General features: G+C 55.4%; 22 protein-coding genes. 9 read left to right on the forward strand and 13 right to left on the reverse strand.

Annotated features, from left to right (window positions below):
* Position 1 precedes the first annotated feature (1 nt).
* The 6 genes from DBR37_RS03365 to DBR37_RS03390 form a co-directional block, all read right to left on the reverse strand.
* The gene (locus tag DBR37_RS03365) at positions 2–2,266 is read right to left on the reverse strand and encodes a hybrid sensor histidine kinase/response regulator (RefSeq protein ID WP_124572872.1); all 2,265 of its coding nucleotides are present in this window, start codon (positions 2,264–2,266) and stop codon (positions 2–4) included.
* The gene (locus DBR37_RS03370) at positions 2,263–2,937 is read right to left on the reverse strand and encodes a chemotaxis protein CheW (protein ID WP_233588264.1); all 675 of its coding nucleotides are present in this window, start codon (positions 2,935–2,937) and stop codon (positions 2,263–2,265) included. The genes DBR37_RS03365 and DBR37_RS03370 overlap by 4 nt, the downstream gene beginning before the upstream one ends.
* Positions 2,930–4,201: a protein-glutamate O-methyltransferase CheR gene (locus DBR37_RS03375; RefSeq protein ID WP_124572873.1), complete on the reverse strand. Its 1,272-nt coding sequence runs from the start codon at positions 4,199–4,201 to the stop codon at positions 2,930–2,932. The genes DBR37_RS03370 and DBR37_RS03375 overlap by 8 nt, the downstream gene beginning before the upstream one ends.
* Positions 4,198–4,683 carry a chemotaxis protein CheW gene (locus tag DBR37_RS03380; RefSeq protein ID WP_124572874.1) on the reverse strand — a complete coding sequence of 162 codons (486 nt, stop codon included), beginning with the start codon at positions 4,681–4,683 and terminating at the stop codon, positions 4,198–4,200. Before DBR37_RS03380 ends, DBR37_RS03375 begins: the two co-directional genes overlap by 4 nt.
* A gap of 12 nt (positions 4,684–4,695) precedes the next feature.
* Positions 4,696–6,324, reverse strand: coding sequence for a methyl-accepting chemotaxis protein (locus tag DBR37_RS03385; RefSeq protein WP_124572875.1), 1,629 nt, complete (start codon positions 6,322–6,324; stop codon positions 4,696–4,698).
* 292 nt (positions 6,325–6,616) lie between these two features.
* Positions 6,617–7,177 carry a hypothetical protein gene (locus DBR37_RS03390; protein ID WP_124572876.1) on the reverse strand — a complete coding sequence of 187 codons (561 nt, stop codon included), beginning with the start codon at positions 7,175–7,177 and terminating at the stop codon, positions 6,617–6,619.
* 447 nt (positions 7,178–7,624) lie between these two features.
* Between DBR37_RS03390 and DBR37_RS03395 the strand changes: the two genes are divergently transcribed.
* The 6 genes from DBR37_RS03395 to DBR37_RS03420 are packed head-to-tail and all read left to right on the forward strand — an operon-like array spanning position 7,625 to position 15,896.
* Entirely contained in the window at positions 7,625–10,828 is a 3,204-nt protein-coding gene (locus DBR37_RS03395) for an efflux RND transporter permease subunit (RefSeq protein ID WP_124572877.1), read from the forward strand.
* A gap of 1 nt (position 10,829) precedes the next feature.
* Positions 10,830–12,089, forward strand: coding sequence for an efflux RND transporter periplasmic adaptor subunit (locus tag DBR37_RS03400; protein ID WP_124572878.1), 1,260 nt, complete (start codon positions 10,830–10,832; stop codon positions 12,087–12,089).
* Positions 12,086–13,513, forward strand: coding sequence for an efflux transporter outer membrane subunit (locus DBR37_RS03405; RefSeq protein WP_124572879.1), 1,428 nt, complete (start codon positions 12,086–12,088; stop codon positions 13,511–13,513). Before DBR37_RS03400 ends, DBR37_RS03405 begins: the two co-directional genes overlap by 4 nt.
* 51 nt (positions 13,514–13,564) lie before the next feature.
* Entirely contained in the window at positions 13,565–14,248 is a 684-nt protein-coding gene (locus DBR37_RS03410; protein ID WP_124572880.1) for a heavy metal response regulator transcription factor, read from the forward strand.
* Positions 14,245–15,636, forward strand: a complete 1,392-nt coding sequence (locus DBR37_RS03415) for a heavy metal sensor histidine kinase (protein WP_124572881.1) — start codon at positions 14,245–14,247, stop codon at positions 15,634–15,636. The genes DBR37_RS03410 and DBR37_RS03415 overlap by 4 nt, the downstream gene beginning before the upstream one ends.
* 32 nt (positions 15,637–15,668) lie before the next feature.
* Positions 15,669–15,896 (forward strand): hypothetical protein, encoded by a 228-nt coding sequence (locus DBR37_RS03420; protein ID WP_124572882.1) that lies wholly within the window; start codon positions 15,669–15,671, stop codon positions 15,894–15,896.
* A 76-nt stretch (positions 15,897–15,972) separates the two neighbouring features.
* On the opposite strand, the gene DBR37_RS03425 is transcribed toward DBR37_RS03420, so the two are convergent.
* The 3 genes from DBR37_RS03425 to DBR37_RS03435 all read right to left on the reverse strand — a co-directional run bounded on the left by DBR37_RS03425 (position 15,973) and on the right by DBR37_RS03435 (position 19,603).
* Positions 15,973–16,197 (reverse strand): hypothetical protein, encoded by a 225-nt coding sequence (locus tag DBR37_RS03425; RefSeq protein ID WP_124572883.1) that lies wholly within the window; start codon positions 16,195–16,197, stop codon positions 15,973–15,975.
* A gap of 88 nt (positions 16,198–16,285) precedes the next feature.
* The gene (locus DBR37_RS03430; RefSeq protein WP_158610220.1) at positions 16,286–17,425 is read right to left on the reverse strand and encodes a DSD1 family PLP-dependent enzyme; all 1,140 of its coding nucleotides are present in this window, start codon (positions 17,423–17,425) and stop codon (positions 16,286–16,288) included.
* Positions 17,426–17,620: 195 nt separating this feature from the next.
* Positions 17,621–19,603, reverse strand: coding sequence for a methyl-accepting chemotaxis protein (locus DBR37_RS03435; RefSeq protein ID WP_124572885.1), 1,983 nt, complete (start codon positions 19,601–19,603; stop codon positions 17,621–17,623).
* A 324-nt stretch (positions 19,604–19,927) separates the two neighbouring features.
* On the opposite strand from DBR37_RS03435, the gene pncB reads away from it, so the two are divergent.
* The gene (gene pncB, locus DBR37_RS03440) at positions 19,928–21,121 is read left to right on the forward strand and encodes a nicotinate phosphoribosyltransferase (RefSeq protein WP_124572886.1); all 1,194 of its coding nucleotides are present in this window, start codon (positions 19,928–19,930) and stop codon (positions 21,119–21,121) included.
* 3 nt (positions 21,122–21,124) lie between these two features.
* Here the strand turns inward: pncB and DBR37_RS03445 are convergent, their stop codons facing one another.
* Both DBR37_RS03445 and DBR37_RS03450 read right to left on the reverse strand, forming a co-directional pair.
* A complete protein-coding gene (locus DBR37_RS03445; RefSeq protein ID WP_124572887.1) occupies positions 21,125–21,850 on the reverse strand; it encodes an OmpW family protein in 726 nt (241 codons plus the stop codon).
* Between the two features lie 140 nt (positions 21,851–21,990).
* Complete coding sequence (locus tag DBR37_RS03450) at positions 21,991–22,932, reverse strand: diguanylate cyclase (protein ID WP_199739020.1); 942 nt, start codon at positions 22,930–22,932, stop codon at positions 21,991–21,993.
* A gap of 194 nt (positions 22,933–23,126) precedes the next feature.
* Here DBR37_RS03450 and DBR37_RS03455 point away from each other — a divergent pair, with 194 nt between their 5' ends.
* Positions 23,127–23,492, forward strand: a complete 366-nt coding sequence (locus DBR37_RS03455) for a hypothetical protein (RefSeq protein WP_124572888.1) — start codon at positions 23,127–23,129, stop codon at positions 23,490–23,492.
* A gap of 68 nt (positions 23,493–23,560) precedes the next feature.
* Here the strand turns inward: DBR37_RS03455 and ahpF are convergent, their stop codons facing one another.
* Together ahpF and ahpC are read right to left on the reverse strand one after the other, a co-directional pair.
* A complete protein-coding gene (gene ahpF / locus DBR37_RS03460) occupies positions 23,561–25,156 on the reverse strand; it encodes an alkyl hydroperoxide reductase subunit F (RefSeq protein ID WP_124572889.1) in 1,596 nt (531 codons plus the stop codon).
* Between the two features lie 94 nt (positions 25,157–25,250).
* The gene (ahpC, locus tag DBR37_RS03465) at positions 25,251–25,814 is read right to left on the reverse strand and encodes an alkyl hydroperoxide reductase subunit C (protein ID WP_124572890.1); all 564 of its coding nucleotides are present in this window, start codon (positions 25,812–25,814) and stop codon (positions 25,251–25,253) included.
* Between the two features lie 327 nt (positions 25,815–26,141).
* Between ahpC and DBR37_RS03470 the strand changes: the two genes are divergently transcribed.
* Positions 26,142–26,900, forward strand: coding sequence for a class II aldolase/adducin family protein (locus tag DBR37_RS03470; protein ID WP_124572891.1), 759 nt, complete (start codon positions 26,142–26,144; stop codon positions 26,898–26,900).
* Positions 26,901–26,904: the final 4 nt, after the last annotated feature.

Genomic DNA, 26,904 nt, shown 5'->3' on the forward strand with positions numbered 1-26,904 from the left:
TTCAGGCCGCTCCTATCAAATCGGTGACAGCCTGTAACAGACTCTCGTCATGGAAACTGCTCTTAGTGAAGTAGTAATCGGCTCCGGCATCGAGGCCGCGTTGCCTGTCTTCTTCCCTGTCCTTGTATGAAACGATCATCACGGGCAGCGCTTGCAGGTTGGTGGCTTGCCTGATCAGCGATACCAGTTCGATGCCATCCATGCGCGGCATGTCGATATCGGTAATGACCAGATCGAAGTGTTCGGTACGTACCGCATTCCAGCCATCCATACCATCGACCGCGACGACGACCTGGTAACCGCAATTGCTGAGCAGCTTGCGTTCGAGCTCGCGCACCGTCAGTGAGTCATCCACCACCAGTACTTTCTTGCGTTTGACGTCGTTCTGGTTTTTGTTGCCATGCTGAACCACGTCCAGCTTGCCGGCTGCGGTCAGTTTTTCAACCGAGCGCACCATGTCGGCGACGTCGAGTATCAGGACCGGGTCGCCATCTTCCATCAGTGCGCCGGCCAGTACGTCCGGGATTTTGCCGAGACGGCTGTCGAGCGGTTGTACCACCAGCATGCGTTCGCCGAGGAAGGCGTCGACTGCCAGGCCGTAAGTGTGTTCATGATCACCGATGACGACCACCGAAACCAGGTCATCCTTGGCGCGTAGTTCACCTTTTTGCAAAATCTGATGTGCACTGACCAGGCCGATCTGGCGGCCGTCAAAGCTGAAGTGTTGCTGCCCTTCCAGCATGGCGAGCTGATCGCGTCGCAGTTCCAGCGTGCGGTTTACATAGGCCAGCGGGAAGGCATATGGTTCATCATTAATCGTCACCAGCAGACTGCGGATCACGGAAAGTGTCAGCGGCAGTTGCAACTGGAAGCGTGTGCCTTGTTCGACGGAACTCGAGATACGCATGGTGCCGCGCACCTGCTTGAGCATATTGCTGACGACGTCGAGACCCACGCCACGACCGGATATGTCGGTGACGGTATCGCGCAGGCTAAAGCTGGGCAGTAGCAGGAATTCGAGTAATTCAGTTTCGCTTAGTTGTGCGACGGTGTCGGCATTCGATAACTTGCGCCGGATGATGGCGGCCCGCAGTTGATCCAGATCTATACCGGCGCCATCGTCACTGACGTTCACCAGCAGCATGCCTGCACTATGTCGTGCTTCTAGCGTGATCGTGCCTTGCTCCGGCTTACCCGCCGCTTTGCGTTGCTGCGGACTTTCTATACCGTGATCGATTGCGTTGCGCAGCAGATGGCCGATAGGCGCTTCCAGCTTCTCCAGGATGTCACGATCGATTTGCGTCGCGTTGCCGATGATGTCCAGTCGTACCGATTTTCCCAGTGCATGGCCGACGTCGCGCACCATGCGCGCATAGCCCTGGGTGCCATCGGCAAACGGTCGCATGCGGCAAGCCAGCGCTTCATCGTATAAGCGTTGCGACAGATTCACTGAGCGACGATCAAATGTTTCCAGCTCACCCAGTTGATCGGCCACCATGTGCTGGCATTGCATCATTAGCGTGCGCACTTCGGACAACGCGGCCTGCGTTGCTTCGTCTGCCGTTTGTGCTGACAGTTGTTGATGCAGCAGATCGAGAGCCTGCCCGGCTTCACGTTGTGTACGTTTGAGGCGCAGGATGGATGCGGTAAACGGTTTGAGGCGACGCGATTCAACCAGCGATTCACCACTCAGGCTGAGTAGCCGGTCCAGGTTGCGGGCGTTGACGCGTACCGAACGTATGCTGCTTTCACGTGTCTCAGATAGCGTAGTGCCGTTGCTGAGGGGGGGTGTTTCTGCTGCGATTTTTTCTTCTACATAGCTGGCTATGTTGTCCGGCGCACTGACTTGTTCTTCAGGCTCGGCCATGACGTTGGTCAGCCTGGCGATGAATGCAGTAATTTCGGGTTTGCCTGCTTTGTCGCCCCAGGTTTCATCGTCGCCGGGCGGGTTGGCTATGCGTGTCAGCAAGTCCACGCCTTTCAGCAAGACATCGATTTGCTTGCGATGCAGCTGCAACTCGCCACGCTGTGCGAGGACGAAGCAATCTTCCATTACGTGCGCGACATCGACGCCTGCCGCCAGGCCGATGATGCGGGCCGCACCTTTGAGCGAGTGCGCTGCACGCATGCAGGCTTCCAGCTGATCGGCTGCGCGCGGATTCTGTTCGAGTTCGAGCAAGCCTATGCTGAGGACGTGTGTCTGGCTTTCCGCTTCCTGGCGGAATAGCTCCAGCATGGACATTTGGCTCAGGTCTGGCGAGCTCATGTCAGGCTCCGGTTCAGTGCGTAGAACAAGAGATTGCAATCCAGCAGACCGATTTTCTTGTCTTTGCTGACGATCATCGCTTGCGTATAAGTCGTGTGCGATTGTGCCACCGTAGACGGCACCGTTTGCAGTTCGGCTTGCGTGAAGCGTTGTACACCCAGTACTTCATCGACCGGGAAGACCAGGGTTTGACCCTGGTAGCCGACTACCAGCAGACGCTGGATTGCCGCTGCGCTTGCGCGCTCTGCACCCAGCATCTGGGTGAGTGACACGCACAGCAGCAGCGAGCCGCGTATATTGCTTAAGCCGAGTATTGCGCGATTGGTCTGATGCGGCAGGCTATGAATGGTGCGTTGCTCGGCGACTTCGACGATGGCGTCAGTCGGCAGAGCCAGCCATTCATTCCCGGCGCGGAAGATCAATGCGGAAACCGCAGTCTCGCTGCGCGCCAGGCTTTGTGCAGCCTGGCCCCAGTCGCTGATCATGTCTGCTGCTGATACCGGCCGGTCGAGCAAAGCCGAAGCGCCTGCTGCATAGGTCGGGCAATTCAGGCAGCGGAAGTAGTCTTGCAGTTTCGGGCAGGTACAGTCGCCGCGTATGCCTATGCGATTCCAGCAATCATCGATTTGTATGCTCATGACCGCATCACCTGTTTGCAGTTGTTCATGCATGCGGCTGCTCCTGGATAGCGGCTACGCGTTGTGCGCGTTGTTGCATTAAGCGGGCACCGGCAGCATCGCCTTGTGCGGCCAGCAGCGCTGCCAGATGCGTCAACGCTTCATAGTGATTCGGTTGCAGGTAGATCGCCTTGCGATAGTGTTGCATCGCTTCGCCGGTATCGTGCCTGGCGTCGCTGATCAGGCCCATCAGGTAGTAAGCAGCGGCATTCGGGCCATTTTGCTGCATGTATTCCTTGCACAGTCGCGCAGCGTCAAGCAGTTCACCCTGGTTTGCGCATTGCATCGCACGTGCGAGTATCGCTTCGCTGGATGCTGCCTGCGCTACAGGAGCAGCTAGCGGTGCAGCAGGTGCAACAGGCGCAAACGGTTTCCGCAGTGGCGGTATCGGTGGTAACGCCTGCATCTTGACGGACGCAGGTACGGCGGGTTTGCTGGCTCTGAAGGGAGTCACGGCAGGTAAAGGTGTACTGCGCTTTTGAAAAGCGAAGGCGAGCGGTATGCCGGCTGAGGCCAGGTTGGGTCGTAGCATCACGCCTGCTTCTGCGGGGCCGACAAAAATCGTGCCTTGCGTATGCAGCAGTCGATCAAGCACTTGCACTGCTTGTTGTTGCATCTCGCGATCAAAGTAGATCAGGACATTGCGACACAGCACAAAGTCATACGGCTTTTCATTGCTCAAAAAATCCGGCGCAAACATATTGCCGTGGCGGAAATGCACTTGCTTCCGCACCAGTTCCGACAAGATCGATTCATCCTTGTCGGTGCTGAAGTGGCGGTCACGATATTCCAGCAATTTGCCACGGAAGGAATTGCGGCCATACACGCCGCGCTCGGCAGTTGCGAGCGAACGGTGACAGATGTCGATTGCGTCGATATGGAAGTTGGCTGGGGGGATGCCAGCGTCGAGCAAGGCCATCGCTACCGAATACGGTTCTTCACCGGTGGAACACGGCAGGCTGAGTACGCGTACGCACCGTTCCGGTTGCGCTGTGATTTGTTCGCGCGCCATCCGCGCCAGTGACAGGATGGCTTCGCGATCACGGAAGAACCAGGTCTCCGGCACGATGACCAGTTCGATCAATTCCTGTAGTTCTGCCGGCGCCGACTGCAAGGCCAGCAGATAAGCATCCTGGCTGAGTCCCAGCGTCGTCATGCGTTCGCTGACTGCGCGCTCTATCAGCATCATGCCGACCGATGCGACGTCCAGTCCCATACTGTGCCGAAGCAAACTGGCGATGCGGTTGAGCGTGGTCATGCGCTGGCCGCTTCCGGAAACAGCAATGCTTGCACCGAGGTGTCGAGCAAGTCCTGCACATTGATGCGCTGGATCAGGCCGTCATCACGCCGCAAGACCGGACCCAGATAAGCGGCATCATCGTTGGCGAGACCCGAGTGGCTGAAGTCAGCCGGGTCGCAACGCAGGGTGTCGGTGGCTTTTTCCACCACCAGTCCAAGTAATTGGGGCGGCTTTCCCGCCGGTGTGTAGTGCACCAGCACCAGTCGGGTACTGAGGCGTGCTGCCGCCGCTTGTCCCGTCGCCAGCAGACTGACATCGAGCACCGGCACATGCTGACCGCCGTAGTTGAACAGGCCCATCACCCATGATGGCGTACCCGGTACTTTTTTGAGCTGCGCCAGCGGTAAGACGAGTGCTACCTGCGCCGCTTCCAGCGCATAGCGGTCACGCCCGATCTGGAAGAGCAGGAAGAGCATTTTTTGTCCGTTACCGGCGGTCATCTATCGGTCCTGTCAGGCCGAAACCTTGAAGCGCGATACGCCGTTACGCAGACCGTTGGAAACCAGGTGCAGTTCATCAATCGCCTGGCTCGATTGCTGCAGCGACTCGACCGTTTGTTGTGCGGCTTCGCTCAGTTGTACCAGTGCCTGGTTGATTTGTTCGGCGCTGTTGGCTTGCGCCTGCATGCCTTCATTGACGACCTGGAAGCGCGGTGCCAGTGCCTGCACCTGCGCAATGATTTGCGAGAGCTGGCTACCGACTTGCTGCACTTCCTGCATGCCGCGACGCACCTGGTCGGAGAATTTATCCATGCCCATTACACCGGCGGCAACGGCAGACTGGATTTCCTTGACCATCAATTCGATGTCATAGGTAGCGACTGCAGTCTGATCTGCCAGGCGACGGATTTCGGTTGCAACTACGGAGAAGCCGCGACCATATTCACCGGCTTTTTCTGCTTCGATCGCCGCGTTGAGCGACAGCAGATTGGTTTGATCGGCGACTTTGGTAATGGTGGTCACGACCTGATTGATGTTGCCGGCTTTTTCATTCAGGATGGCCAGCTTGCCGCTGACCGAACCGGCGGCATCCATCACCGCCTGCATCGTATCTTCCATGCGCGTCAGGCCGGTCTGACCGTTGCCCGCCAGCGTGGCTGCCTGCTCCGATACCAGCGACACTTCATTCATGGTGCGTACCAGGTCGCGTGAAGTGGCAAAAATTTCACGCGAGGTTGCGCCGATTTCGGTGGTGGTGGCGGCGGTTTCCGCTGCGGTCGCCTGCTGCTGTTTGGAGGTGGCGGCAATTTCAGTGACCGAGGTAGAAACCTGGCCGGATGATTTTTGTGCCTGGCCGACCAGGATGGTCAGTTCGTCGGTCATGCGGTTGAAGCCGGAGGCCAGGTGCTCGAATTCATCCTTGCGTTCCAGATGCAGGCGTTGTGAGAAATCACCGGAGCGCATGACGTCGAGGATGCTGATCAGTTTTTGCATAGGGACGGTAATCGCGCGCAACAGGAAGTAACCCCAGATGATCGCAGCCAGCAAAGCGACGATGAGCGCCACCACCATATTGATCTTGGCTTGATGGACGGAGTCGATGATGTGCTGTGCGGATTGATCGGCGATGACCTTGTTGCTTTCGGTGATTTTTTGTATCAGCGCATGCGCTTCTTTCCAGGCCGGGCGCAACTGATCAGTGAATAGTTTGTGCGTTGTCGTTGATGTGCGGCTCAGATCCTGGCGCAGGATTTCTTGTTGAGCTTGCTGATAGCGGGCACGAGCCTGTTTGAATTGTTCGAACTGCGCTTTGTCGTCTGCGCTAAAGATCGATTTTTCGTATAGCACCTGCATCGTATTGATGCGGTCATTGTTGACTTGCAATTTGGCCAGGTCGGCCTTGCGGTTTGCTTCAGTGTCAGCAATCTCTGCAATCTGCTGCGTCAGCATATAGTTTTCATACCAGTAGGCATTGATCATCGCACTGGCGTGCAGGCCGGGTGTCGAGTCATCGCGCATGCTGCTGGCTGCGTCATCAATTTTTGCCAGTCGTACCCAGGCCACCGCCGCCATCAAGGCCATCAACAGCAGGATGAGCGCAAAGCTTCCGAGGATCCGTTGTTTGATTGTCCAATTTTTCATGTAGGCAGGCTTTCCTGGCGAGTGGTTTTTAGTGCTGTGAGTAGGCGGAGGGACGGCGTTTTTTTATTGAATCTTGCCTCTGGGCATTATGGCCGAATAGGTAGGCGAATGCCATATTTAAGTGCGAGACAGCTGTTAACAAACGCGGGTAAATACTGGGGGAGTTTTGCAGGTAAATCAAGTCGCGCGGCGACATGGTGTTGCAGCACGGGCAAAGTGAGTCGTTGCAGTAAGTGGTTACTGACAGCAGATCAGGGCTGCAAGGGCTGCAGCCTGGTGTCGCTACCGGGGTTCAGACCGGATTCGCAATCCACCAATAGCCGATGCCGCTGCCACTGCGCAAGACATAGCGGACGTTGTTGATGAAGCGTTGCGGGAATTTTCCGGCATCCTGGCTGGTGCTGACTTCTCGCAGCATGTCTTGCACCAGTTCAGTGGTTTTGCCCTGGCTCATGCGCGGATTGACGGCGGCTGCGACCACCTCTGAAATGGCGATGACATTGTTGCGGCTCTCGGTCGCTGCACCATGTTCAGCCACCAGCGCCGTGACGCTGGTGATATGGCCGGTGTCCTTGGAGACCGCGGCCGTCAGTGAGATGCCGCTGGGGAAGGTGTGCTGGAAATAGTCGTGGATCGGGCCGTGTTGTACTTCGACCTTATTGATTTTGAATGACTGGCCGTAGGCGCGTGAGGCCGCGTTGAAGGCGTTGGCGAACTGTTCCGTCGTCAGTTCGAATTCGGCTTCCCGGTTCAGGCTGCTGTGGCGCTCCGGTACATCGCTGCTCCGGGTTTCGACTGCTTTGCCGCAGGCGACCAAACATAGCGCCAATAAGGCGCACGTTATCGTCTTCATGTCTCCTCCGTGACCCTCGCCAGGCGCGGATCCTGTCTGTCTGGTGTTTCTTTTATATGTTTTAGCGCGGCCTCAAGAGCTCCGCATATCAGGCAGATTACACCAGATTGGGCATGCTATTTGCGAGTTTTGAGGGGTTTTGGTGGCATTTTTTCAGTGTTTTTATATGTAAACGGCGAAAAAATGTACTGCCAGAAATATTTGTGGGGATAAGCGTAGAATCGCAGTCCTCGCCTAGTGTGCCTTGTGCTTGCGCGATTTTTCAGCCTGAAGTCGCACAAAACTGACAAATTTGTCAGTTTCTGGTCAGCAAGCCGACATAGACGACACGGTATATTGCCTGCTTAGTGGCGCTTTATGTCCAGGCACTCGCAGTCTGCCGCGCCCGGATAGTCATGCCGAGATCCGGGCTCCAGCGGTATCCCAAACAAGAACGGAAATTATTCGATGTGGATTGTCAAAATCGCTTTGCGGCGGCCGTATACCTTCCTCGTGATGGCGCTGCTGATTTTTCTGGCCACGCCTGTCGCGCTGATGCGCATGGCGACCGACATATTGCCGGAAATCGATATTCCGGTTATCAGCATCATCTATAACTACAACGGTCTTTCTGCTCAGGAGATGGGCCAGCGGGTTACCGCCGTCAATGAACGGGTTCTGACGACAACCGTCAACGATATCGAGCACATAGAATCGCAGACGCTGGCCGGGGTGGCCGTGATCAAGGTGTTTTTCCAGCCTGGTGCGAGTATTCAGACCGCTATTGCGCAAGTGACTTCGGTATCACAGGCCATTCTGCGCCAGATGCCGCCCGGCATGACGCCGCCGCTCATCATTAAATATTCCGCTTCCAGCATCCCGGTCATGCAATTGGGTTTATCCAGCCCGACCATGTCGGAACAGGGCTTGTTCGACATCGCACTCAATTCCTTGCGCACCAAACTGGTAACGATACCGGGTGTGGCGATTCCTTATCCATACGGTGGTAAAAGCCGGGTCGTGTCCGTCGATCTGGATGCGCAGGCCTTGCAGTCCAAGGGTTTGTCGCCGACCGATATCGTGAATGCGGTGAATGCGCAAAACCTGATTCTGCCGGGCGGCACCGCCAAATTCGGCAGTACCGAATTCACCGTCAATATCAATGGTTCGCCACGCGTACTGGATGAGTTGAATGACTTGCCGGTGCGTACCGTCAATGGCGCAACCACGTATCTGGGTGAAGTGGCGCATGTGCGCGACGGTTTCACGCCACAGACCAATATCGCCAGACAGGATGGTCAGCGCGGCGTGCTGTTATCGCTGCTGAAGAATGGCGGCGCATCGACGCTGGATATTGTCGATGCGGTACGTGCCTCGCTGGCAGACATCATCCCGACTTTGCCGGATGATGTGAAGGTCACCGCATTGTTTGACCAGTCGGTCTTCGTTAAGGCGGCAATCAGCGGTGTGATGCATGAAGCCTTGATCGCCGCCTGCCTGACCGCGACCATGATCCTGCTCTTCCTCGGCAACTGGCGTACCACCTGCATTATTGCGATTTCGATACCGTTGTCGGTGCTGTCATCGATACTGGCACTGCATGCGCTGGGCGAGACCATCAATATTATGACGCTGGGCGGGCTCGCGCTGGCGATCGGTATCCTGGTCGATGATGCGACGGTCACCATAGAGAACATAGAGCGCTATCTGCATCTTGGGCATGACCTGGAGACGGCGATCCTCGAAGGTGCGGGTGAGATTGCGATCCCGACGCTGGTTGCGACCCTGTGTATTTGTATCGTCTTCGTCCCGATGTTCTTCCTGACCGGCGTTGCACGTTATCTATTCGTGCCGCTGGCCGAGGCGGTGATGTTTGCGATGATTGCGTCCTACATCCTGTCGCGTACGCTGGTGCCGACGCTGGTGATGCTGTTCATGCGCAAATCGCACGGCGCCGGCCAGCCTGCAGTCCAGGACAAACCGAATTTGTTGCAACGTGTTTATCTGAGTTTCGACGCCCGTTTCGAACGCATGCGTCGCGGCTACATCCTGGTTTTGAGCGCCCTGCTGCCACGTCGTCGTTTTTATGCGGCGATCTTCCTTGGTTTCACGGTTTTGTCGAGCGGCTTGTACTTCACGCTGGGGCAGGATTTCTTCCCTAGTGTAGACGCAGGCCTGGCGCGCCTGCATTTCCGCGCGCCGACCGGTACCCGTATCGAAGAGACAGCGCGTATTGCAGATGAAATCGAAGCAGTCATACGCGAGACCATACCCGCCAATGAATTGGAAACCGTGCTGGATAACCTCGGCTTGCCATATAGCGGTATCAATTTGTCATATAGCAATGCCGGCACCATCGGCACCTTCGACGGTGAAATCCAGATCGCGCTGAAGAAGGGGCATGCCCCGACCGATGACTATGTGAAGAAGTTGCGCGCAGAATTGCCGAAGCGCTTCCCCGGCATAGAGTTTTACTTCCAGCCTGCTGACGTGGTGACACAAATCCTGAACTTCGGTTTGCCTGCCGCCATCGACGTGCAGTTCGCCGGGAACAACATTAAGGAAAATTATCGTCTGGCTGCGCAGTTGCAGAATGCGGTGAAGCAGATACCCGGTGCAGTCGATGTATACATCCGTCAGCGTATCGATCAGCCTGCGATGCAGCTGACGATGGATCGCAGTCGTGTACAACAGATGGGTTTGAGCGCGGCCAATGTGGCGCAAAACGTCCTGATCCCGCTCTCCGGCAGCTCGCAGACGGCACCGGCGTTCTGGCTGAATCCTGCCAACGGCATCGCCTACAACATCACGGTACAAACGCCGCAGTACAAGATAGACAGCCTGGATGCATTGATGCAAATACCGGTTGGCACCGGTAATCCGGGTACGCCTACCCAGTTGCTGAGTAATCTGGTGGATGTCAAAACCAGCCGCGAGCAATCGGTGATCTCGCGTTATAACATCACGCCGGTGATCGACCTGTACGTCAGCGTCAGCGGGCGTGACCTTGGTGCGGTGGCGCGTGAAGTGGAGAAGGCGATAGAGCCCATACGCGCACAATTGCCGAAGGGATCGAAGATCAATATGCGCGGCCAGGTTGAAACCATGCAGTCTTCCTTTGCCGGCCTCGGCGTTGGTTTGCTGATGGCGATTGTGCTGGTATATCTGCTGATCGTGGTTAACTTCCAGTCGTGGATAGATCCGCTGATTATTATCACCGCCCTGCCGGCGGCGCTGGCAGGGATCGCGTGGATGCTGTTCCTCACCGGTACCACGCTGAGCGTACCGGCGTTGACGGGTGCCATCATGACGGTCGGGGTGGCGACGGCTAATAGTATTTTGATGGTCTCGTTTGCACGGCAACGCTTGCTGGCAGGTGAGCCGCCGCTGTCTGCCGCGCTGGAAGCCGGTGCGACCCGCTTGCGTCCGGTGCTGATGACGGCGCTGGCGATGATCATCGGTATGTTGCCTATGGCTTTGGGCTTCGGTGAAGGTGGTGAGCAAAATGCACCGCTGGGCCGCGCCACTATCGGTGGTCTCTTGTTTGCGACTGCTTCCACCCTATTCTTTGTGCCGCTGGTATTTGCCGGCGTTCATCAATTCCTGGTGCAGCGTGCAGCCAAAAAAGGTTTGCCGCCGCCCCATACTGCAGTACTCGAAGGAAATAGCTGATATGACTCAAGATCGCCACTCTGATATCGGTATCCACGGCTTGCACGCGCATCAGGCCGCGCACGGGATACAACGCTTGCATCTGTTATCACGCACGCGCAAGTTCGCACTGATCGTCGTCGGCGTCCTGCTGACAGGCGCTGCGATAGTTATCGGCCTGCGCTTCGCGAAAGCGACCGAACTGGCCGAGGTATCGAAGCAACAGGCCACGCGCTATGTGACGGTGACCAGCCCACGCAGTTCGGCGACGGACAATGTGCTGCGCCTGCCGGGTACGCTGCAGGGGATTATTGAAGCCCCTATCAATGCGCGCACCAACGGTTATGTCAGCCGCTGGGTGAAAGACATTGGTGATCCGGTCAAACGCGGCGATTTGCTGGCGGTGATCGACACACCGGAAGTCGCGCAGCAGTTGAACGAAGCGAAGGCGACACAGGCGCAGGCCACCACCAACCTGCAACTGGCGAAGAGTACCTTTGAACGCTGGGATGCGCTGCGCAAGCGCGACGCAGTATCGCAACAGGATCTGGATGAAAAACGCAATGCACTGGCGGTCGCGGTGGCAGCGGATAACTCGAGCAAGGCAGCGGTACAGCGCCTGCAGGATCAACTGGGCTACAGCCGCATCGTTGCCCCGTTCGACGGCATCGTGACACGCCGTAATATTGATATCGGCACGCTGGTCGATTCCGGCGGCAGCACCCGCGTACTGTTCACACTGGCGAAAAGCGATCCTTTGCGTGTGTATGTTTATGTGCCGCAAAGTTATTCCGGACAGATCAAGGCTGGCAATGCAGTAGGCATCACGCTGAGTGAAATACCGGGTAAAGTTTTTGAAGGCAAGATTGCCCGCACCGCAGGCGCGATTGATACGCTGACCCGCACCTTGCAGGTCGCCATCGATTTGCCGAATCCCGATGGTGCGCTGTTGCCCGGTGCGTATGCGCAGGTTGCCATCAAGGCCAGCGGCGGCAATGCAAACGCGCTGACGATACCGAATAATGCCTTGCTGTTCCGTCCGGAGGGTCCGCGTGTGGCCGTCGTTGGCGATGATGGCAAAGTGCGTTTGCAGCCGGTGGTGATTGGACGTGAGCTGGGTGTAGATATCGAACTGGCGAGCGGTGTGACGGCGCAAGATAAATTGATCATCAATCCGTCTGATTCGCTCAGCAATGGTGATGCCGTGAGTGTCATCACGCCGCCAGCAGACAAAACAACTGCGCCAGCCACACCTGCCACCAGCAAGGGGAAAGCGTCGTGATCCTGCGTCGTACCCCGGCCTATGCGTCTTTGCTGGCGCTGCTGATCGTGAGCGGCTGTGCGGTCGGCCCTGACTATCAGCGCCCGCAAGCATCGGTGGCGCAAGCATGGAAAACAGAACCCGGCTGGCAAGTCAGCAATCCGCGTGATGATGAATTAAAAGGCGCATGGTGGAAGGTGTTCGGTGATGCCGACTTGAACGCCTTGCAGGAACAGGCGCTGACGAATGGACAAACCATGGTCATTGCACAGGCACGCGTTGATCAGGCACGCGCGCAGGCAAATGTCGCAAACAGTTCTTTCTTCCCCAAGGTCGGAGCGCAGGCCGGAACGGCACGCAATCGTACGTCGGCAGAGCGACCACTGACCAATTACAACGCGCAAAACAGCTCCGTTATCCAGAACGATTTCAATGCTGCTTTTACGGTCAGCTATGAGCTGGATTTGTTTGGCCGTGTGCGCCGCACGGCGGAAGGTGCCGCTGCCAGCGCGCAACAAGCGAAGGCTGATTTTGAGAATACCCGCCTGGTGCTGACCGCCGAGCTGGCCGTTGATTACCTGGTGCTGCGTCAGACCGATGCTGAGATCGACGTGCTGCAGCAAACGCTGACGGCACAAACCAAGGCGCTGGATTTCATTTCGGCGCGACATGAGCTGGGCGCGGCTTCGGGTCTGGATTTGAACCAGCAGCAGGGATTGACGGCGGCGACACAGACCCAGCTGACCTTGCTGCGGGATCAGCGCGCACGTTACCAGAATGCGATAGCAACCCTGGTCGGCGTGCCGGCGCCTGATTTTAAAATGCCGGTGAAGCTGGTGCAAACACAGGTGCCGACGATACCGCTGACAGCGCCGGCGGCATTGCTGGAGCGCCGTCCTGACATCGCCGCGGCAGAGCGAGCGATGGCTGCAGCCAATGCGCAAATCGGCGTGGCGCGCAGTGCGTATTTCCCGACGCTGGGTTTGTCGGGTTTGTATGGCAGCGATGCGAACCAGCTCAGCAATTTATTTAGCGCTCCGGCCTTGCTCTGGTCTATCGGCGTCAGCGCGACGCAAACCATTTTTGACGGTGGCCGAACCAAAGCGAATGTTGAATTTGCCAGGGCTGGTTATCAGCAAGCGGTGGCTAACTACAGACAGAGCGTGCTGGTCGCGATGCAGGAAGTACAGGATGGCCTGAACAGCGATCTGGCACTGGCGCAGGCAATCAGCTCGGCCAAGGTTGCGGCGGATAGTGCGGATCGTTCGCTGGGTTTATCGACGGATAGATATCAGAGCGGGATTGCCACCAATCTGGAGGTGGTGGTTGCACAGCAGACCTTCCTCAACTATCGTCGTCAGGAAGTGCAGTTGAATGGGCAGCGCCTGGTGAATACAGTGAAACTGATCAAGGCCCTCGGCGGCGGCTGGCCCGCGCATGAGTAAGATTGAAGCTACGGTAGCATATAAGGCAGTGCAAGAAAGGATGTTTATCTTATGAAGATCCTGTTGATCGAAGATGAAGTCAAAACCGTTGCTTACCTGCAGCGCGGATTGACCGAGCAAGGTTGCATCGTTGATGTCGCCAGCAATGGCATCGACGGTCAGCATCTTGCGCTTACCGGCGACTACGACGCCATTGTGCTCGACATCATGTTGCCTGAGCGTGACGGCATTGCAGTATTGCAGGCATTGCGCCGTGAAAAAAGTACGCCTGTCATCATGCTGACCGCGCGTGGTGAAGTGGATGATCGCATCCATGGTTTACAGACCGGCGCCGACGATTATCTGGTGAAGCCGTTTTCCTTTCTTGAATTGCTGGCCCGTCTGCAGGCGCTGGGACGTCGCGGCCGTCCACAGGAGTCAACACATATCCGTATTGCCGATTTACATATAGACCTGATCGCACGCCGTGCCACGCGCGGTACACGCAGACTGGATCTGACGGCCAAGGAATTTGCCTTGCTGGCTGCACTGGCGCGACATCGTGGCCAGGTGTTGTCCAAAACCGTGATCGTCGAAATGGTGTGGGACGTGAACTTCGACAGCAATACCAATGTGGTTGAAGTGGCGATCAAACGCTTGCGTGCCAAGCTGGATGAGCCATCCGAAATCAAGCTGCTGCATACGATACGCGGCATGGGTTATTTGCTGGAAGAGCGTAGCGAGGCCGCCCTGTGAATGCGCGCGCCCTCGTCAGCACGCAATCGATTGCACGTCGTCTGACGCTGATGTTTGCATTGGCGGCCGCGGCGGTGTTTTCCGTCACCGGCTATGCCCTCTACCAATTCCAGTGCATAGAGTTGCGTCGTCATCAATTGCAGGAAATCAAAACCCGTTTCGAATTCGTCGAAAGCCTGATCGTCCGGCGTATTAATAATGCCGAAAAGTGGGTCCTGCTCGAAGGAAAAATGACCGAGTTGATGCCGCAGGACGGCAGCATTATTTATCTGGTGGAAAGCAGCAATCCGCAGTTCAGGCTGGGCAAACCATTCGCCGCCGATGCGAAGATCAGTTACGAAGGTAATGGCGTGCGTCGTATCGTAACCGAAAACGGTACCTACCTGACGCTGAACGGTGAGATCCCGGCTTCCGGCGAACGACCTGCAGTGTTCCTGACGGTGGGGCTGGATGCCAGCGCGTTTGACAGTACCAGCCGTGCGATCAATGCAGCGCTGGTAATCGCCTTCCTGTTTGGCGTGGTGGTGGTCGCCGGGCTGGGTTGGTGGATCGCGCGGCGTGGCCTCGCTGCAGTCGATGAACTATCGCGCCATGCCGCCAAATTGAGTCCGCTGAATCTGGCGGAACGCTTGCCGGCGCGTGACTTGCCAACCGAACTCAACGGCCTGGTATTGTCTTTCAATGGTGCGCTGGAGCGCGTCGAGCACGCGTATGTACAGTTGTCGACATTCAATGCAGATGTCGCGCATGAGTTGCGTACGCCTCTGGGTAACCTGATCGGGCAGACCCAGGTAATGTTGTCGCGTGAGCGTTCGGCAGAAGAATTGACCGAGGTCTTGCAATCCAACCTGGAAGAGCTGGAACGCTTGCGCACCATCATCAACGATATGTTGTTCCTGGCGCAGGCTGACCGTGGCATACGTGCTGCCAATCTGGAGCAGACATCGATCGCATCCGAAGTCTCGAAGAGCGCCGAGTTCCTCGACATGCTGATCGAAGATGCCGGCGTGTCTTTGCAGATAGAAGGCGATGCCGATACACGTATAGATCGCTCTTTGTTCGGGCGTGCAATTACCAATTTGTTGTACAACGCGATCCAGCACTGTGATCGCTTATCCACCATCCGTGTGCATATCGAACGCAATGAGCATGTGGTCGCAGTCAAGGTCAGCAACCAGGGTGCGCCGGTAGAGGCGCATCACCTGGAGCGTCTGTTCGAGCGCTTTTATCGCGTTGATTCAGCGCGTAGCGATAGCGGCAACAGCCACGGCCTGGGCCTGGCCATCGTCAAGGCGATTGCCCATATGCATGGTGGCTCGGTATTTGCCGCCAGCAATAAGGGCGAGACCAGTATAGGTTTTACCATTGCGGATAGTTACTCGGCGTAGAATGGCGAGATCCGATTTCGGTGAGTATAGAAATGACTAAAGTAGAACTGCAAAACGTGCGCATCGTCTGGTATCAGGACTCCATATCGGGTGAAACCGCCTCTGCCGGTTACCAGGGCAAGACACGCAATTTCTGGGTGCACCTCGAATATTTCCCGCGTGAAGTGACTGAAGTGTTCCTGATGGATGAGGGTGAGGCGCGGCCGGCACCGAAAGATCATTGGGCCTACGCACGCGGTGTTTTGGTATCCGAATCCTGAGTGAGTGCTGTCTGGCGGTAATGACATTTCCCGTGCGTGTTAAGGACGGGAAATGTTTAAGATGGCGAGTGGAAAACTACTTGGGAAACATTTCAAATGCTTCGCCGACTTTCAGTGCGACCAGATCGTACAGCGAGTGACGTGGTTCCGGACCGGCGCGTTCAAATCCTTCCACCGTATTCGGTTCCACCCCTTCCGGCGGTGGTACGAACTGCATCCAGTCTTCGTAACCCGGATGATCCTTCAGGTTACGGTTGAGTTCATCCAGGAATTCCTGCTTGTTGAGTTTTCTTAAAGCCATGGCACCCTCCTCGACACGGATATTTATGACATGAGTTCTAATCTTAGCATGGGACATGCGATGCGCTGAATTCGTTCAGCGTTGCCTGTCAGAACAAGGCGCCGCGTGCAGAAACCGGCCACGCTTCGTGAACGGTTTCGCCGCGATAAGCGATCAGCCAGTCATGCAGGTTGACGGTCGGGTCGCAATGGCCGGGAATCAGGCGTACCTTATCGCCGACGTGTAGTGGGGCCGCACCCGCCTCCGGCACGATCACTGTGTGTTCATCCGATAGCGTTTGTACTGACCAGCCCGGGAATTGCAGGCGCGGCAAACCGTGATCGACGGCAAATGCTTTCAGGCCGCCATCCAGCACAGCATGCCCTGCTTGCACACTGATGACCGTACATAAACCGAACAAGGCATGACGCAAAGGCGGACTATCTGCTTCCGGCGTGTTGGCCGCGTAGTCGGTATCCATCAATACATAGGAACCGGGTTGTACTTCGGTGTACAGCGATGATGCGGCTTCCAGCATATATGTGCCGGTGCCGCCGCCGGTAACCGTATTGCAAGGGAAATCGGATGCTGCCAGTTCCCGGATGATGTCGCGCACTTTTTCGACAGCGCTGGCGACGGCAGCTGCGCGTTCCTGCGGCAGGCGCATGTGTTGCGCCGAACCGCGGAAGGCGTGGATGCCGGCGAAGCGCAGGTGTGGGCTGTATTGTTCTATGGTACGTGCAAGGTCGATGGCCTGGTGTGCATTGCTGATGCCGCAACGCTGATGGCCGATATCGACTTCGATCAGGACATCGAGATGACTGCCTTGTTTGCTGGCGGCGTCGCCGATTTGTTCAACCTGCAAAGGATGATCCACGCAGATTGCCAGCTTTGCGCGTTCGGCGAGTGCGGCGACGCGTGCGACTTTGCGCAGGCCGACGATCTGGTTGGTGATCAGGATATCCTGGATGCCGGCTTGCACAAAGATTTCCGCTTCGCTGACTTTCTGGCAGCAAATGCCGATAGCGCCCGCTTCCAACTGGCGATGCGCAATCGCCGGACTTTTGTGTGCCTTGCCGTGCGACCTTACTTTCAGGCCTGCCTGCAGTACACGGGTATGCACACGTGCCAGGTTGTCTTCGAAGGCATCGAGATCCACCAGCAAGGCTGGTGTGTCCACATGGTTAATCGAGTCGCCAGGTAGTGCCGGTGCCGCTTGCGACGCAAACGATAATTCTTTGTGACCCATGTTGTCCTTCGTTTGTATAAATATTGAAGCGCTAACGCTGCTTTGCATCGGTAAGCGAGTGCCCCCTTACTTTACGTGCAAATGCGATTTCATGTGTGACATCTGTGTGGCAGGTAATGACAGCAGTATTGTACGAGCGAAAAAAAAGCCGCTGACCCGTATGCAGGCAGCGGCTCCTGATGAGGCAACAAATATTTACGCGGCTTTACGCTCCAGGCGTTTGGCGTCGGCAGCTATGCGCAAGGTATTGCTGGCTGCGATGGTCTTGCTATCGGACTTCTTTGCTGCGCCTTCTTCCTTGTAGACGCCACAGCCGATGATCAGATCCTGGTATTTGTCGAGATACATGGACTTGGCTTCCATCTGTTTTGAGATCGGGTTGAGGAAGAGATAATCCTGCCACCCTTTGCCGTGTGTCTTGATGATGGACAGGCGTTCCTGGATGAAGAAGTTGCCGGCACCGTCTTTGGCATTGATCAGGTCTTTGCCTATCAGTGCCGGGTTGGCGCCATGTGCCAGGTTCTTGCCTTGCATATCGTAGACCACGACATACAGGTCGCGATCGCAGAACGGACCGAGCTTGTTATTGATCTCGGCAAAGGTCGCATCGCGGCCCTTCTCGTGCATGGTCTCGATTGCACGTGTCACCATTTCTGTTGCCTCATCGGCAGTGCCGTGGCTGCCGCTCTTGATGGTGAAGACATCGACGACGTTGTTGAGCTCGGTGGTCTGGCTTTGCAGAGATTCAGCAGCAGCGGCCGCCTGTTCGACCAGCGCTGCGTTTTGTTGCGTGACCTGATCCATTTGCGCGATCGCCTGATTGACCTGTTCTATGCCTATGCTTTGTTCCCGGCTGGCAGAGCTGATCTCATGCATGATGTTGTCGACACGCTTGATGCTGGCCACGACTTCATTCATGGTCTCGCCCGCATGTGCCACCAGCTTGCTGCCGCTTTGTACCTTGTGCACCGAGTCTTCGATCAGACCCTTGATCTCGCGGGCGGCAGCGGAACTGCGCTGTGCCAGGTTGCGGACTTCACCCGCAACCACCGCAAAGCCGCGACCTTGTTCTCCTGCGCGTGCCGCTTCGACTGCGGCATTCAGGGCGAGGATGTTGGTCTGGAAGGCGATGCTGTCGATGACGCTGATGATGTCCACGATTTTTTTCGAGGACTGGTTGATCGAATCCATGGTGTTGACCACTTCCGACACCACGTTGCCACCTTTGACTGCGACTTCGGAAGCGGTGCGTGCCAGTTGATTGGCTTGCTCGGCATTCGCCGCGTTTTCCTTGACGGTAGACGTCATTTCTTCCATCGCAGATGCGGTTTCTTCCAGCGAGCTGGCTTGCTGCTCGGTGCGAGACGACAGGTCCAGGTTGCCGGCGGCAATTTCATTGGTCGCGGTGGACAGGGTCTTGGTGCCGTGGCGGATATTCCATACGACATTGGCCAGACCCTGGCCTATGCTGTTGATCGAAGTCAGCAGTTGCCCGACCTCATCTGTACGTTTGGTTTGCAGGCGTATGGTCAGGTCGCCGGTCGCCAGCTTGCGTGCGGTGTGGGTAGCCTGCGCCAGCGGACGCAGCAATATGCTGCGGATTGCGCTGTATAGCAATCCTGCCAGGATCAATGCGGCGACGAGCGCGACGGCGGCAGAGATATTGCGCAGGGTGCTGGCTTCCTGCGTGAATTCGCTGAGGACAGTATCGCCGACTACAATCCAGTTTTTGTTCGGCACTGCGCTGAAGATGGCGATGCGTTCCGCACCATGGCCATCAGCGTAGCGCAGGCTGCCTTCTTTCTGCGCCAGGATTTCCCTGGCCAGTTCACGCCCGTCAGCAGTTTTGCCGCTTAGTACATTCGGCCCCTGCGCGGCGATGAGCAGCTTGCCGTAGCCCGCGCCCTGGTTTGCGTCCAGTACCGCGTATTGCCCGCTCTGGCCGACTTTCAGCGCCAGCAGTTTTTGTTTGGTGAGGATGGCGTCTTCGCTCAGGCCGAGTACCAGCTGTGCCTGGGCATTGACGTCGGCAGTCGCGCGTTGCAGCAGCAGATCGGCAGTCGCCTGGCTACTGAACCAGATAAATGCGCCGAAGCTGAGCGCGATCAGCAGGAAGGATATGGCGGAAAGTCGGACACCGACGCTGAGCTTGGCTAAGTAACGCTTAAGGCTGTTCATCTCTTACTTCCATCCATGATGAGGTTGTACGAAAAACTGCAACTGGCGATGATGCTCTGTGGAAACATCATAACTGTATAACGGACGATTTCTGCAGGAATCAAGCAATGCTGCATTGCACGATGTTGTGCGCCTGCACTACGATAAAACCGGGGCAAGAATGCTGCCGGACATTAAAAGCCAACGATTCAAACAGTTAGCGTGTAATGTTGGGGAACAGTGAGAGCTTGTTTCACGTCTTTTATTCGCCTTATATATTTATTATTGGCATTTATTTCGGCAACGATAACGGGCAAGCCCCGTCCCAAACTTGATATAAATCAAATGAATCCTATTGTTCGCAGCCTGCTGGAAAACGATTTGTACAAGTTCACGATGTGGCAGGCGCTGTTGCACAGCCACCCCGGCGTGCAGGCCGAATACGCATTTGTCTGTCGCAATACACCGGCCTATCCGCTGAGTGAATTGCAGGCGGATGTCGAACGCGAACTCGATCATTTATGCACGCTGTACTTTAGCGAAGATGAACTGGCTTATCTGCGCAGTTTGCGTTTCATGAAAAGCGACTTCGTTGATTTCCTCGCCGTGTTTCGCTTTCAGCGCAAATTCATTTCGGTCAGCAGCGACGGCGATACCCTGAACATCCATGCCGCCGGGCCGCAGGTGCATGTGATGGGGTTTGAGATCTTCGTGCTGTATATCGTCAATGAATTGTATTTTCGTCGTTTCGACCAGCAAGCGGTTCTGGCCGAAGGGCGGCAACGACTGCAAGCGAAGATAGCGTTGCTGCAGGCATTCGGCAACGAAGCGGAACGCAAGCACCCGTTCGAATTTTTTGATTTCGGGGTGCGTCGTCGCTACTCCGCTGCCTGGCAGGAAGAAGTGGTGGTCACGCTGGCGCGCGAAGTGCCGCAGTACTTCAAAGGCAGCTCAAATGTGTATCTGGCGAAGAAGTATGGCCTGACGCCTATCGGCACCATGGCGCATGAATACCTGCAAGCCTATCAATCATTTGGTGTGCGTTTGCGTGACTTTCAGAAGGCGGCACTGGAAGACTGGGTGCAGGAATACCGCGGTGATTTGGGAATCGCGTTGACGGATGTTGTTGGCATGGACGCCTTCCTCAGTGATTTTGATTTGTACTTTGCCAAATTATTCGACGGCTTGCGCCATGATTCCGGCGATCCGATCGTGTGGGGTGAGAAGGCGCTGGCGCATTATGCGAAGTTGCGGATAGATGCGATGACCAAGCGCCTGGTGTTTTCCGATGCACTGGATTTGCCGACCGCGTTTGCGTTGTATCGCCACTTCGCTGATCGCGTCATGACAGGCTTCGGCATAGGGACGAACTTGTCGAACGATACCGGGATCGCAACCTTGAATATTGTGATGAAGCTGATGTCCTGCAACGGACAGCCTGTCGCCAAGCTGTCCGATTCTGCAGGCAAGACTTTATGTACTGATGAAACGTTCCTGGCCTACCTGCGCCAGGTGTTTCATCATCCACAAATCAACTGATGATCAGAACTTGTAGCCGACCGAGAGGAAGGTTACGAGTGGATCGAGTGTCAGAGTGGTTGTATTTCTCGAGACCACTGTATTGCCAATACGCCCGGTAATATCGGCATCGGTTTTGAGCGGGATGTATGCGACGGAAAGACCCAGCGACCATCTTTCAGTGAGATTGTAAGTAAGACCTGCATTGGCCACTGGCGCCCACGAGGAACTAAGGTCGGCTGTCGCAGTTCCGCCTGGTGCATTGCCAGTGACTCGGCGTTGCAACGAGGAGGACAAGTTAACGCTTGAATACCAGACACGAGTTACGCCCAGACCCACAAACGGACGCAATTTCGAATTTTTGTCACCGAAGTACCATTTCGCAATGAGTGCAGGACTCCATTGCTTGGCTTCACCTAGTTGGCCAAGACTCGCTAGTGTGCCGCCTCCGTACAGTTTGAATTTCGGCGGGATGCCCAAATCGGCAGTAAGTGCAAAGTTATCGGTGAAGAAATGAGTAAAGGCGACGCCAAGAGTATCGGCATTACTGATGGTGGCGCTGCTGCCGGCTACAGGTCCGATTGGTGCCATGCGACTAAAAAGTGGTTCACTTTTTTCATCTGGTCGCAAATGAAACCAACCTACGTTAACGATGTTGTCGCCGGCCTGCTGCGCTGCTGCAGGTAAAGAAATTGCCGCAAGTACGGATACGGCGGCAAGTTTAGATAGCACACTAAAAGGTTTTGTCATTATTAGTCCCCTCATATTGTTATGCTTCGGCAGTTTTTGGGATTGCGTTCTTACCTTACCCTCTTCAAAAAAGTTCTACAACTGCTGGATGAGCGATTAAACGATTTCGCAACAGTCTGGTTCGGTGACATCTGTAAAATTTACGTATCGCTGGCGATACAGTCACGGCCTTTTTGTTTCGCCCGATAAAGTCTGCGATCGACTTCTTCGATGAATTGCAACGGCTCATCCCCATAACATGGGATGACGGTATGCACGCCGAGGCTGATGGTTAATCGTTGACCTATGCCGGATTTCTCATGCACGATCTGTTCGTCCGCGATCAGCTTGCGGCAGCGTTCGGCCACGGTCAGTGCTGACAGTTCATTGGTTTCCGGCAGGATGAGGATGAATTCTTCGCCGCCAAAGCGGCCAAAGAAATCGCGTGAGCGGCTGGCCGCACTACTCAGGGTTTGCGCTACCTGCCTGAGGCAATGGTCGCCCTGGATATGACCGTAGTGATCGTTATATTGCTTGAAGTAATCTATATCCAGCATGATGACGGAGATCGGCCGCTTGTCGTTTTTGGCATTCGCCCATTCCAGTTTCATGACGGAATCGAACATGCGGCGGTTCGCAACGCCGGTCAGGCCATCCTTGAAGGAGAGGGTTTCCAGTTCTTTTTGCAGGTCAATCAGCTTGGCTTCGGTTTTTTTTCGTTCATTGATGTCGAACATGAAACCGATCAATGCATCGACTGAGCCATCTGGCTTGCGCGCCACATGCACGACGTCGCGGATCCAGACGTAGTCACCATTTTGGGCCAATGCCCGGTAGTCGGCTTCATGGTCGGCGCCAGCTTGTGATTGCGCGACGCAGAAATTGACAATTGCTTCACGCTCATCCGGATGGATGCGTGAAGCCCAGTCGTTCACCGATACCCAGCTATCCTGCGGCCAGCCGAGCACGCCTTCTATCTGCGGCCCGATATAGGTGAACTGCATGGTGGCCCAGTCTATCTTCCACGGTATCGCTTTGGTCGACTCGAGCAAAGTCTTATAGACGGAACTGTCGAGCTCCATCTTTGGTGCAATATCATTCATCTTTTCCGGCTTCGATAGTGTAGCCTCGTGAGCTGGCATTCAGCGCTTTGCCGGCTTCCTCAGCTTTTATATATAGAAATCTGATGCTGCTGCCGATCACTCTATCACGTGGAAAGCTAATAAATATGATGTGTTGCGTGCTTTTCTCGGGTAAAAATGGATAAGCTGTCGGTATTCAAATCGCTGGAAGAATTATGACTAAGAATGAAGCCATGAAACGGGTCAATGAAGAGCTGCATGCCAACCTGTTGAATGATAAAAATACACAGTGGTCAACTGTCGTGCCGTACGCCGGTGACGAAGGTTGGTGGCTGAACATCCCGTTGTCGGGATTTCGCCAGGAGCGACATTTCCTGATCTGTAGTGAAAAGGCGAAAAGCTTTCGCCATATCCGCATCAAGGCCAATACCATTTTGAGTCCCGCGACCAAGTTCCGCTGCAAGGATCAGATGGCCGATGTTTTTATCTCGGCGAAGAATGCCAAGCGCCTGGTCGATACGCTGCCGGGAGGAACCAAGTTCAGTTTCGACAAGTATGTCTTCGGAGAATATAACTTTTAAGCCTAAGGCAGCCCAAAAGAAAAAGCCGCATCGCTGCGGCTTTTTTGTTGGACTACGTATTACGATGCTTACGCTGTTACGGCTTCGCTGGCAGCCGGTGCTTCGACCTCATCCGTATCCGAGCTGCGGATCAGGTAATCGAAGGCGCTCAACGATGCCTTCGCACCCTCGCCGACCGCAATCACGATTTGCTTGTACGGCACCGTGGTTACGTCGCCAGCTGCAAACACGCCTGGTACCGAGGTACGGCCATGCGAGTCAACTTCGATTTCGCCATGACGCGACAAGGCAACAGTGCCTTTCAGCCATTCAGTGTTAGGCACCAGGCCGATCTGGATAAAGACGCCTTCCAGTTCCACCGATTTGCTTTCTTCGGTTTTACGATCCTTGTAGACCAGGCCGTTGACACGTTTGCCGTCGCCGGTGATTTCCGTCGTTTGTGCCGACGTGATCACGGTGACATTCGCCAGGCTATGCAATTTGCGTTGCAAGACCGCATCGGCACGCAATTCTGCGCCGAATTCGATCAGGGTCACATGACCGACGATACCTGCCAGGTCGATTGCTGCTTCGACGCCGGAGTTACCGCCACCGATGACTGCTACACGTTTGCCTTTGAACAATGGGCCGTCGCAGTGCGGGCAGTACGCAACACCTTTGTTGCGGTATTCGTTTTCGCCCGGCACGTTGATGGTTCTCCAGCGTGCACCGGTTGCCAGGATCACGGATTTGCTTTTCAGCGAACCGCCGTCTTTCAATTTGATCTCGATCAGCTTGCCCGGTACCAGCTCGGACGCCAGTTGCACGTTCATGATATCGACCTCATAACTGCGCACGTGCTGTTCCAGCGCGACGGCGAATTTCGGGCCGTCGGTTTCCTGTACCGAGACAAAGTTTTCGATCGACAGCGTATCCAGCACCTGACCGCCGAAGCGCTCAGCAACTACGCCAGTACGTATGCCTTTGCGCGCCGCATAAATCGCAGCTGCTGCACCTGCAGGTCCGCCGCCGACGATCAGCACGTCATACGGTGCTTTCGCGCTCAGCTCTTCAGCCTTGCGTTTGTTACCGCCGGTGTCGAGCTTGGCCAGGATCTGTTCGATGCTGACGCGACCAGACTCGAACGGTTGACCGTTCATGAAGGTCGTCGGCACAGCCATGATCTCGCGTTCCTTGACTTCGTCCTGGAACAAGCCACCATCGATAGTGACGGCACGGATGCGCGGATTGATCAAAGCCATGACGTTGAACGCCTGCACGACTTCCGGGCAGTTATGGCAAGACAAAGACATATAAGTCTCGAAGGTGTAGTCGCCGTCCAGGTTACGGATCTGTTCGATGACCGAGTCTTCGAGTTTCAATGGGTGGCCGCCGGTTTGCAGCAAAGCCAGCACCAGAGAGGTGAATTCGTGTCCCATCGGAATCGCGGCGAATTGTATGCCTGCGTGTGCGTCCGGGCGCTTGATGACAAAAGAAGGTTTGCGCTCGTTATCATCGGTGCGTTCGATCAGTGTGATCTTGTCGGTCAGCACAACGATTTCTTGCAGCAACTCCTGCAATTCACGAGATTTGTCGCTGCCATCGAGTGACGCAACGATCTCGATCGGTTGCACGATCTTTTCCAAATAAGCGGCTAATTGGGTTTTGAGATTGGCATCTAACATGATGGTCCCTGCTTTCTATTCAGTTTAAAAATAAAGTCCTGCATGTCCGGGCCACACGGCCCGGACAGTCCTGCAATTACTTATTCACTACAACTTAGATTTTGCCGACCAGATCCAGCGATGGAGCCAGGGTTTTTTCGCCTTCGTTCCATTTTGCCGGGCAAACTTCGTTCGGGTGTGCTGCGGTGTATTGAGCAGCTTTCAGCTTGCGCAGTGTTTCCGAAACGTCACGAGCGATTTCGTTCGAGTGGATTTCCAGAGTTTTGATCACGCCGTCTGGATTGATCACGAAGGTACCGCGCAGCGACAGGCCTTCTTCAGGAATGTGCACGCCGAATGCGTTGGTCAGTTGGTGAGTCGGGTCGCCAACCAATGGGAACTTAGCTTTGCCAACTGCTGGCGATGTTTCGTGCCAAACTTTGTGCGAGAAGTGGGTATCGGTTGTAACGATGTAAACTTCGGTACCCAATTTTTGGAATTCTGCATAGCTGTCAGCTGCATCTTCAACTTCTGTTGGGCAGTTGAATGTGAACGCTGCTGGCATGAAAATCAGCACGGACCATTTGCCCTTCAACGATTGTTCGGTAACGTCAATGAACTTGCCGTTGTGGAAAGCTTGGGTCTTGAAAGGCTGGACCTGTGTATTAATAAGGGACATGTCGTTTTTCCTTGGTTGGGTTAAAAAAGTAGCTTCGTTACTGCACAAGTACGAATGATAGAGAAGTATCCGTCATTTGCATAATTGATTTAATTTACAAAATCAATTTATTTTCGCTATCAAAAAGGCGATGCCATAGCCGATATCGAAGCTACTATTATGCAGTTTTACTGCGACTCTGGTGTGACAAGCCGGGTTTTAAAGAAAATTCGACGTGAAATCGGCTGATTTGGCCCGAAATCAGCGTGCCGCACACTATGACTCTATAATTTCACCCTTGGTGACGCCTGAGCGGCGTCGTTTGCTTCAGATACTTAGCAAGGTGATATGACTACCCCAGCAACTCCGCCCGCAGGCATCAGTGCCGCCGAATGGCAGGTCCGCATCGACCTGGCAGCTTGCTACCATTTGTGCGCTCTCAAAAATTGGGATGACCTGATTTATACGCATATCTCGGCCACGGTGCCGGGTGAAGAAGGTCGCTTCCTGATCAATCCTTTCGGCTACCGTTTCGATGAAATTACTGCGTCCAATCTGGTAAAGATCGATTTGCAGGGCAATATCATCGGCGACCAGACCTATCGCGTAAATGTCACAGGCTTCGCGATCCATGGTGCTGTACATGCCGCACGCGCCGACGCGATGTGCGTCATGCATTTGCATAATGAAAATGGGGTCGCCATCGGCATGCAACAAGGAGGCTTGTTGCCCTTGTCGCAGCACGCGATGCGCTTCTACCAGCAGATGGGCTATCACGATTACGAAGGGCTGGCCTTGTCGCCGGTCGAGCAGGTGCGCTTGATCGAGCGCCTTGGTGATTACCCGGCCATGCTCTTGCGTAATCACGGTACGCTGATCAGTGGTCGCACCATAGCCGAAGCCTATGTCTTGATGGATACGCTGGATAAGGCCTGCTCGTTCCAGCTCAAAGCGCAATCCGGCGGCGGCCCGCTCAACATACCGGCACCAGAAGTCTGCGCCAAGACCTACAAGGAATTGCTGGGTGACGGTTCGCCTGAAGGCATACTCGAATGGCCTGCGCTGCTGCGCAAACTGGATGCCGTGTCGCCTTCCTATCGTAACTAATCGC

The organism is Herminiimonas sp. KBW02, assembly GCF_003852535.1.
Lineage (GTDB): Bacteria > Pseudomonadota > Gammaproteobacteria > Burkholderiales > Burkholderiaceae_D > Oxalicibacterium.

Excerpts from the sequence above, each read along its gene's own strand:
- DBR37_RS03365 (WP_124572872.1), bottom strand. The coding sequence starts at position 2,266 with ATGAGCTCGCCAGACCTGAGCCAAATGTCCATGCTGGAGCTATTCCGC.
- DBR37_RS03370 (WP_233588264.1), bottom strand. The coding sequence starts at position 2,937 with ATGCATGAACAACTGCAAACAGGTGATGCGGTCATGAGCATACAAATC.
- DBR37_RS03375 (WP_124572873.1), bottom strand. The coding sequence starts at position 4,201 with ATGACCACGCTCAACCGCATCGCCAGTTTGCTTCGGCACAGTATGGGA.
- DBR37_RS03380 (WP_124572874.1), bottom strand. The coding sequence starts at position 4,683 with ATGACCGCCGGTAACGGACAAAAAATGCTCTTCCTGCTCTTCCAGATC.
- DBR37_RS03385 (WP_124572875.1), bottom strand. The coding sequence starts at position 6,324 with ATGAAAAATTGGACAATCAAACAACGGATCCTCGGAAGCTTTGCGCTC.
- DBR37_RS03390 (WP_124572876.1), bottom strand. The coding sequence starts at position 7,177 with ATGAAGACGATAACGTGCGCCTTATTGGCGCTATGTTTGGTCGCCTGC.
- DBR37_RS03395 (WP_124572877.1), top strand. The coding sequence starts at position 7,625 with ATGTGGATTGTCAAAATCGCTTTGCGGCGGCCGTATACCTTCCTCGTG.
- DBR37_RS03400 (WP_124572878.1), top strand. The coding sequence starts at position 10,830 with ATGACTCAAGATCGCCACTCTGATATCGGTATCCACGGCTTGCACGCG.
- DBR37_RS03410 (WP_124572880.1), top strand. The coding sequence starts at position 13,565 with ATGAAGATCCTGTTGATCGAAGATGAAGTCAAAACCGTTGCTTACCTG.
- DBR37_RS03420 (WP_124572882.1), top strand. The coding sequence starts at position 15,669 with ATGACTAAAGTAGAACTGCAAAACGTGCGCATCGTCTGGTATCAGGAC.
- DBR37_RS03425 (WP_124572883.1), bottom strand. The coding sequence starts at position 16,197 with ATGGCTTTAAGAAAACTCAACAAGCAGGAATTCCTGGATGAACTCAAC.
- DBR37_RS03430 (WP_158610220.1), bottom strand. The coding sequence starts at position 17,425 with ATGGGTCACAAAGAATTATCGTTTGCGTCGCAAGCGGCACCGGCACTA.
- DBR37_RS03435 (WP_124572885.1), bottom strand. The coding sequence starts at position 19,603 with ATGAACAGCCTTAAGCGTTACTTAGCCAAGCTCAGCGTCGGTGTCCGA.
- pncB (WP_124572886.1), top strand. The coding sequence starts at position 19,928 with ATGAATCCTATTGTTCGCAGCCTGCTGGAAAACGATTTGTACAAGTTC.
- DBR37_RS03445 (WP_124572887.1), bottom strand. The coding sequence starts at position 21,850 with ATGACAAAACCTTTTAGTGTGCTATCTAAACTTGCCGCCGTATCCGTA.
- DBR37_RS03450 (WP_199739020.1), bottom strand. The coding sequence starts at position 22,932 with ATGAATGATATTGCACCAAAGATGGAGCTCGACAGTTCCGTCTATAAG.
- DBR37_RS03455 (WP_124572888.1), top strand. The coding sequence starts at position 23,127 with ATGACTAAGAATGAAGCCATGAAACGGGTCAATGAAGAGCTGCATGCC.
- ahpF (WP_124572889.1), bottom strand. The coding sequence starts at position 25,156 with ATGTTAGATGCCAATCTCAAAACCCAATTAGCCGCTTATTTGGAAAAG.
- ahpC (WP_124572890.1), bottom strand. The coding sequence starts at position 25,814 with ATGTCCCTTATTAATACACAGGTCCAGCCTTTCAAGACCCAAGCTTTC.
- DBR37_RS03470 (WP_124572891.1), top strand. The coding sequence starts at position 26,142 with ATGACTACCCCAGCAACTCCGCCCGCAGGCATCAGTGCCGCCGAATGG.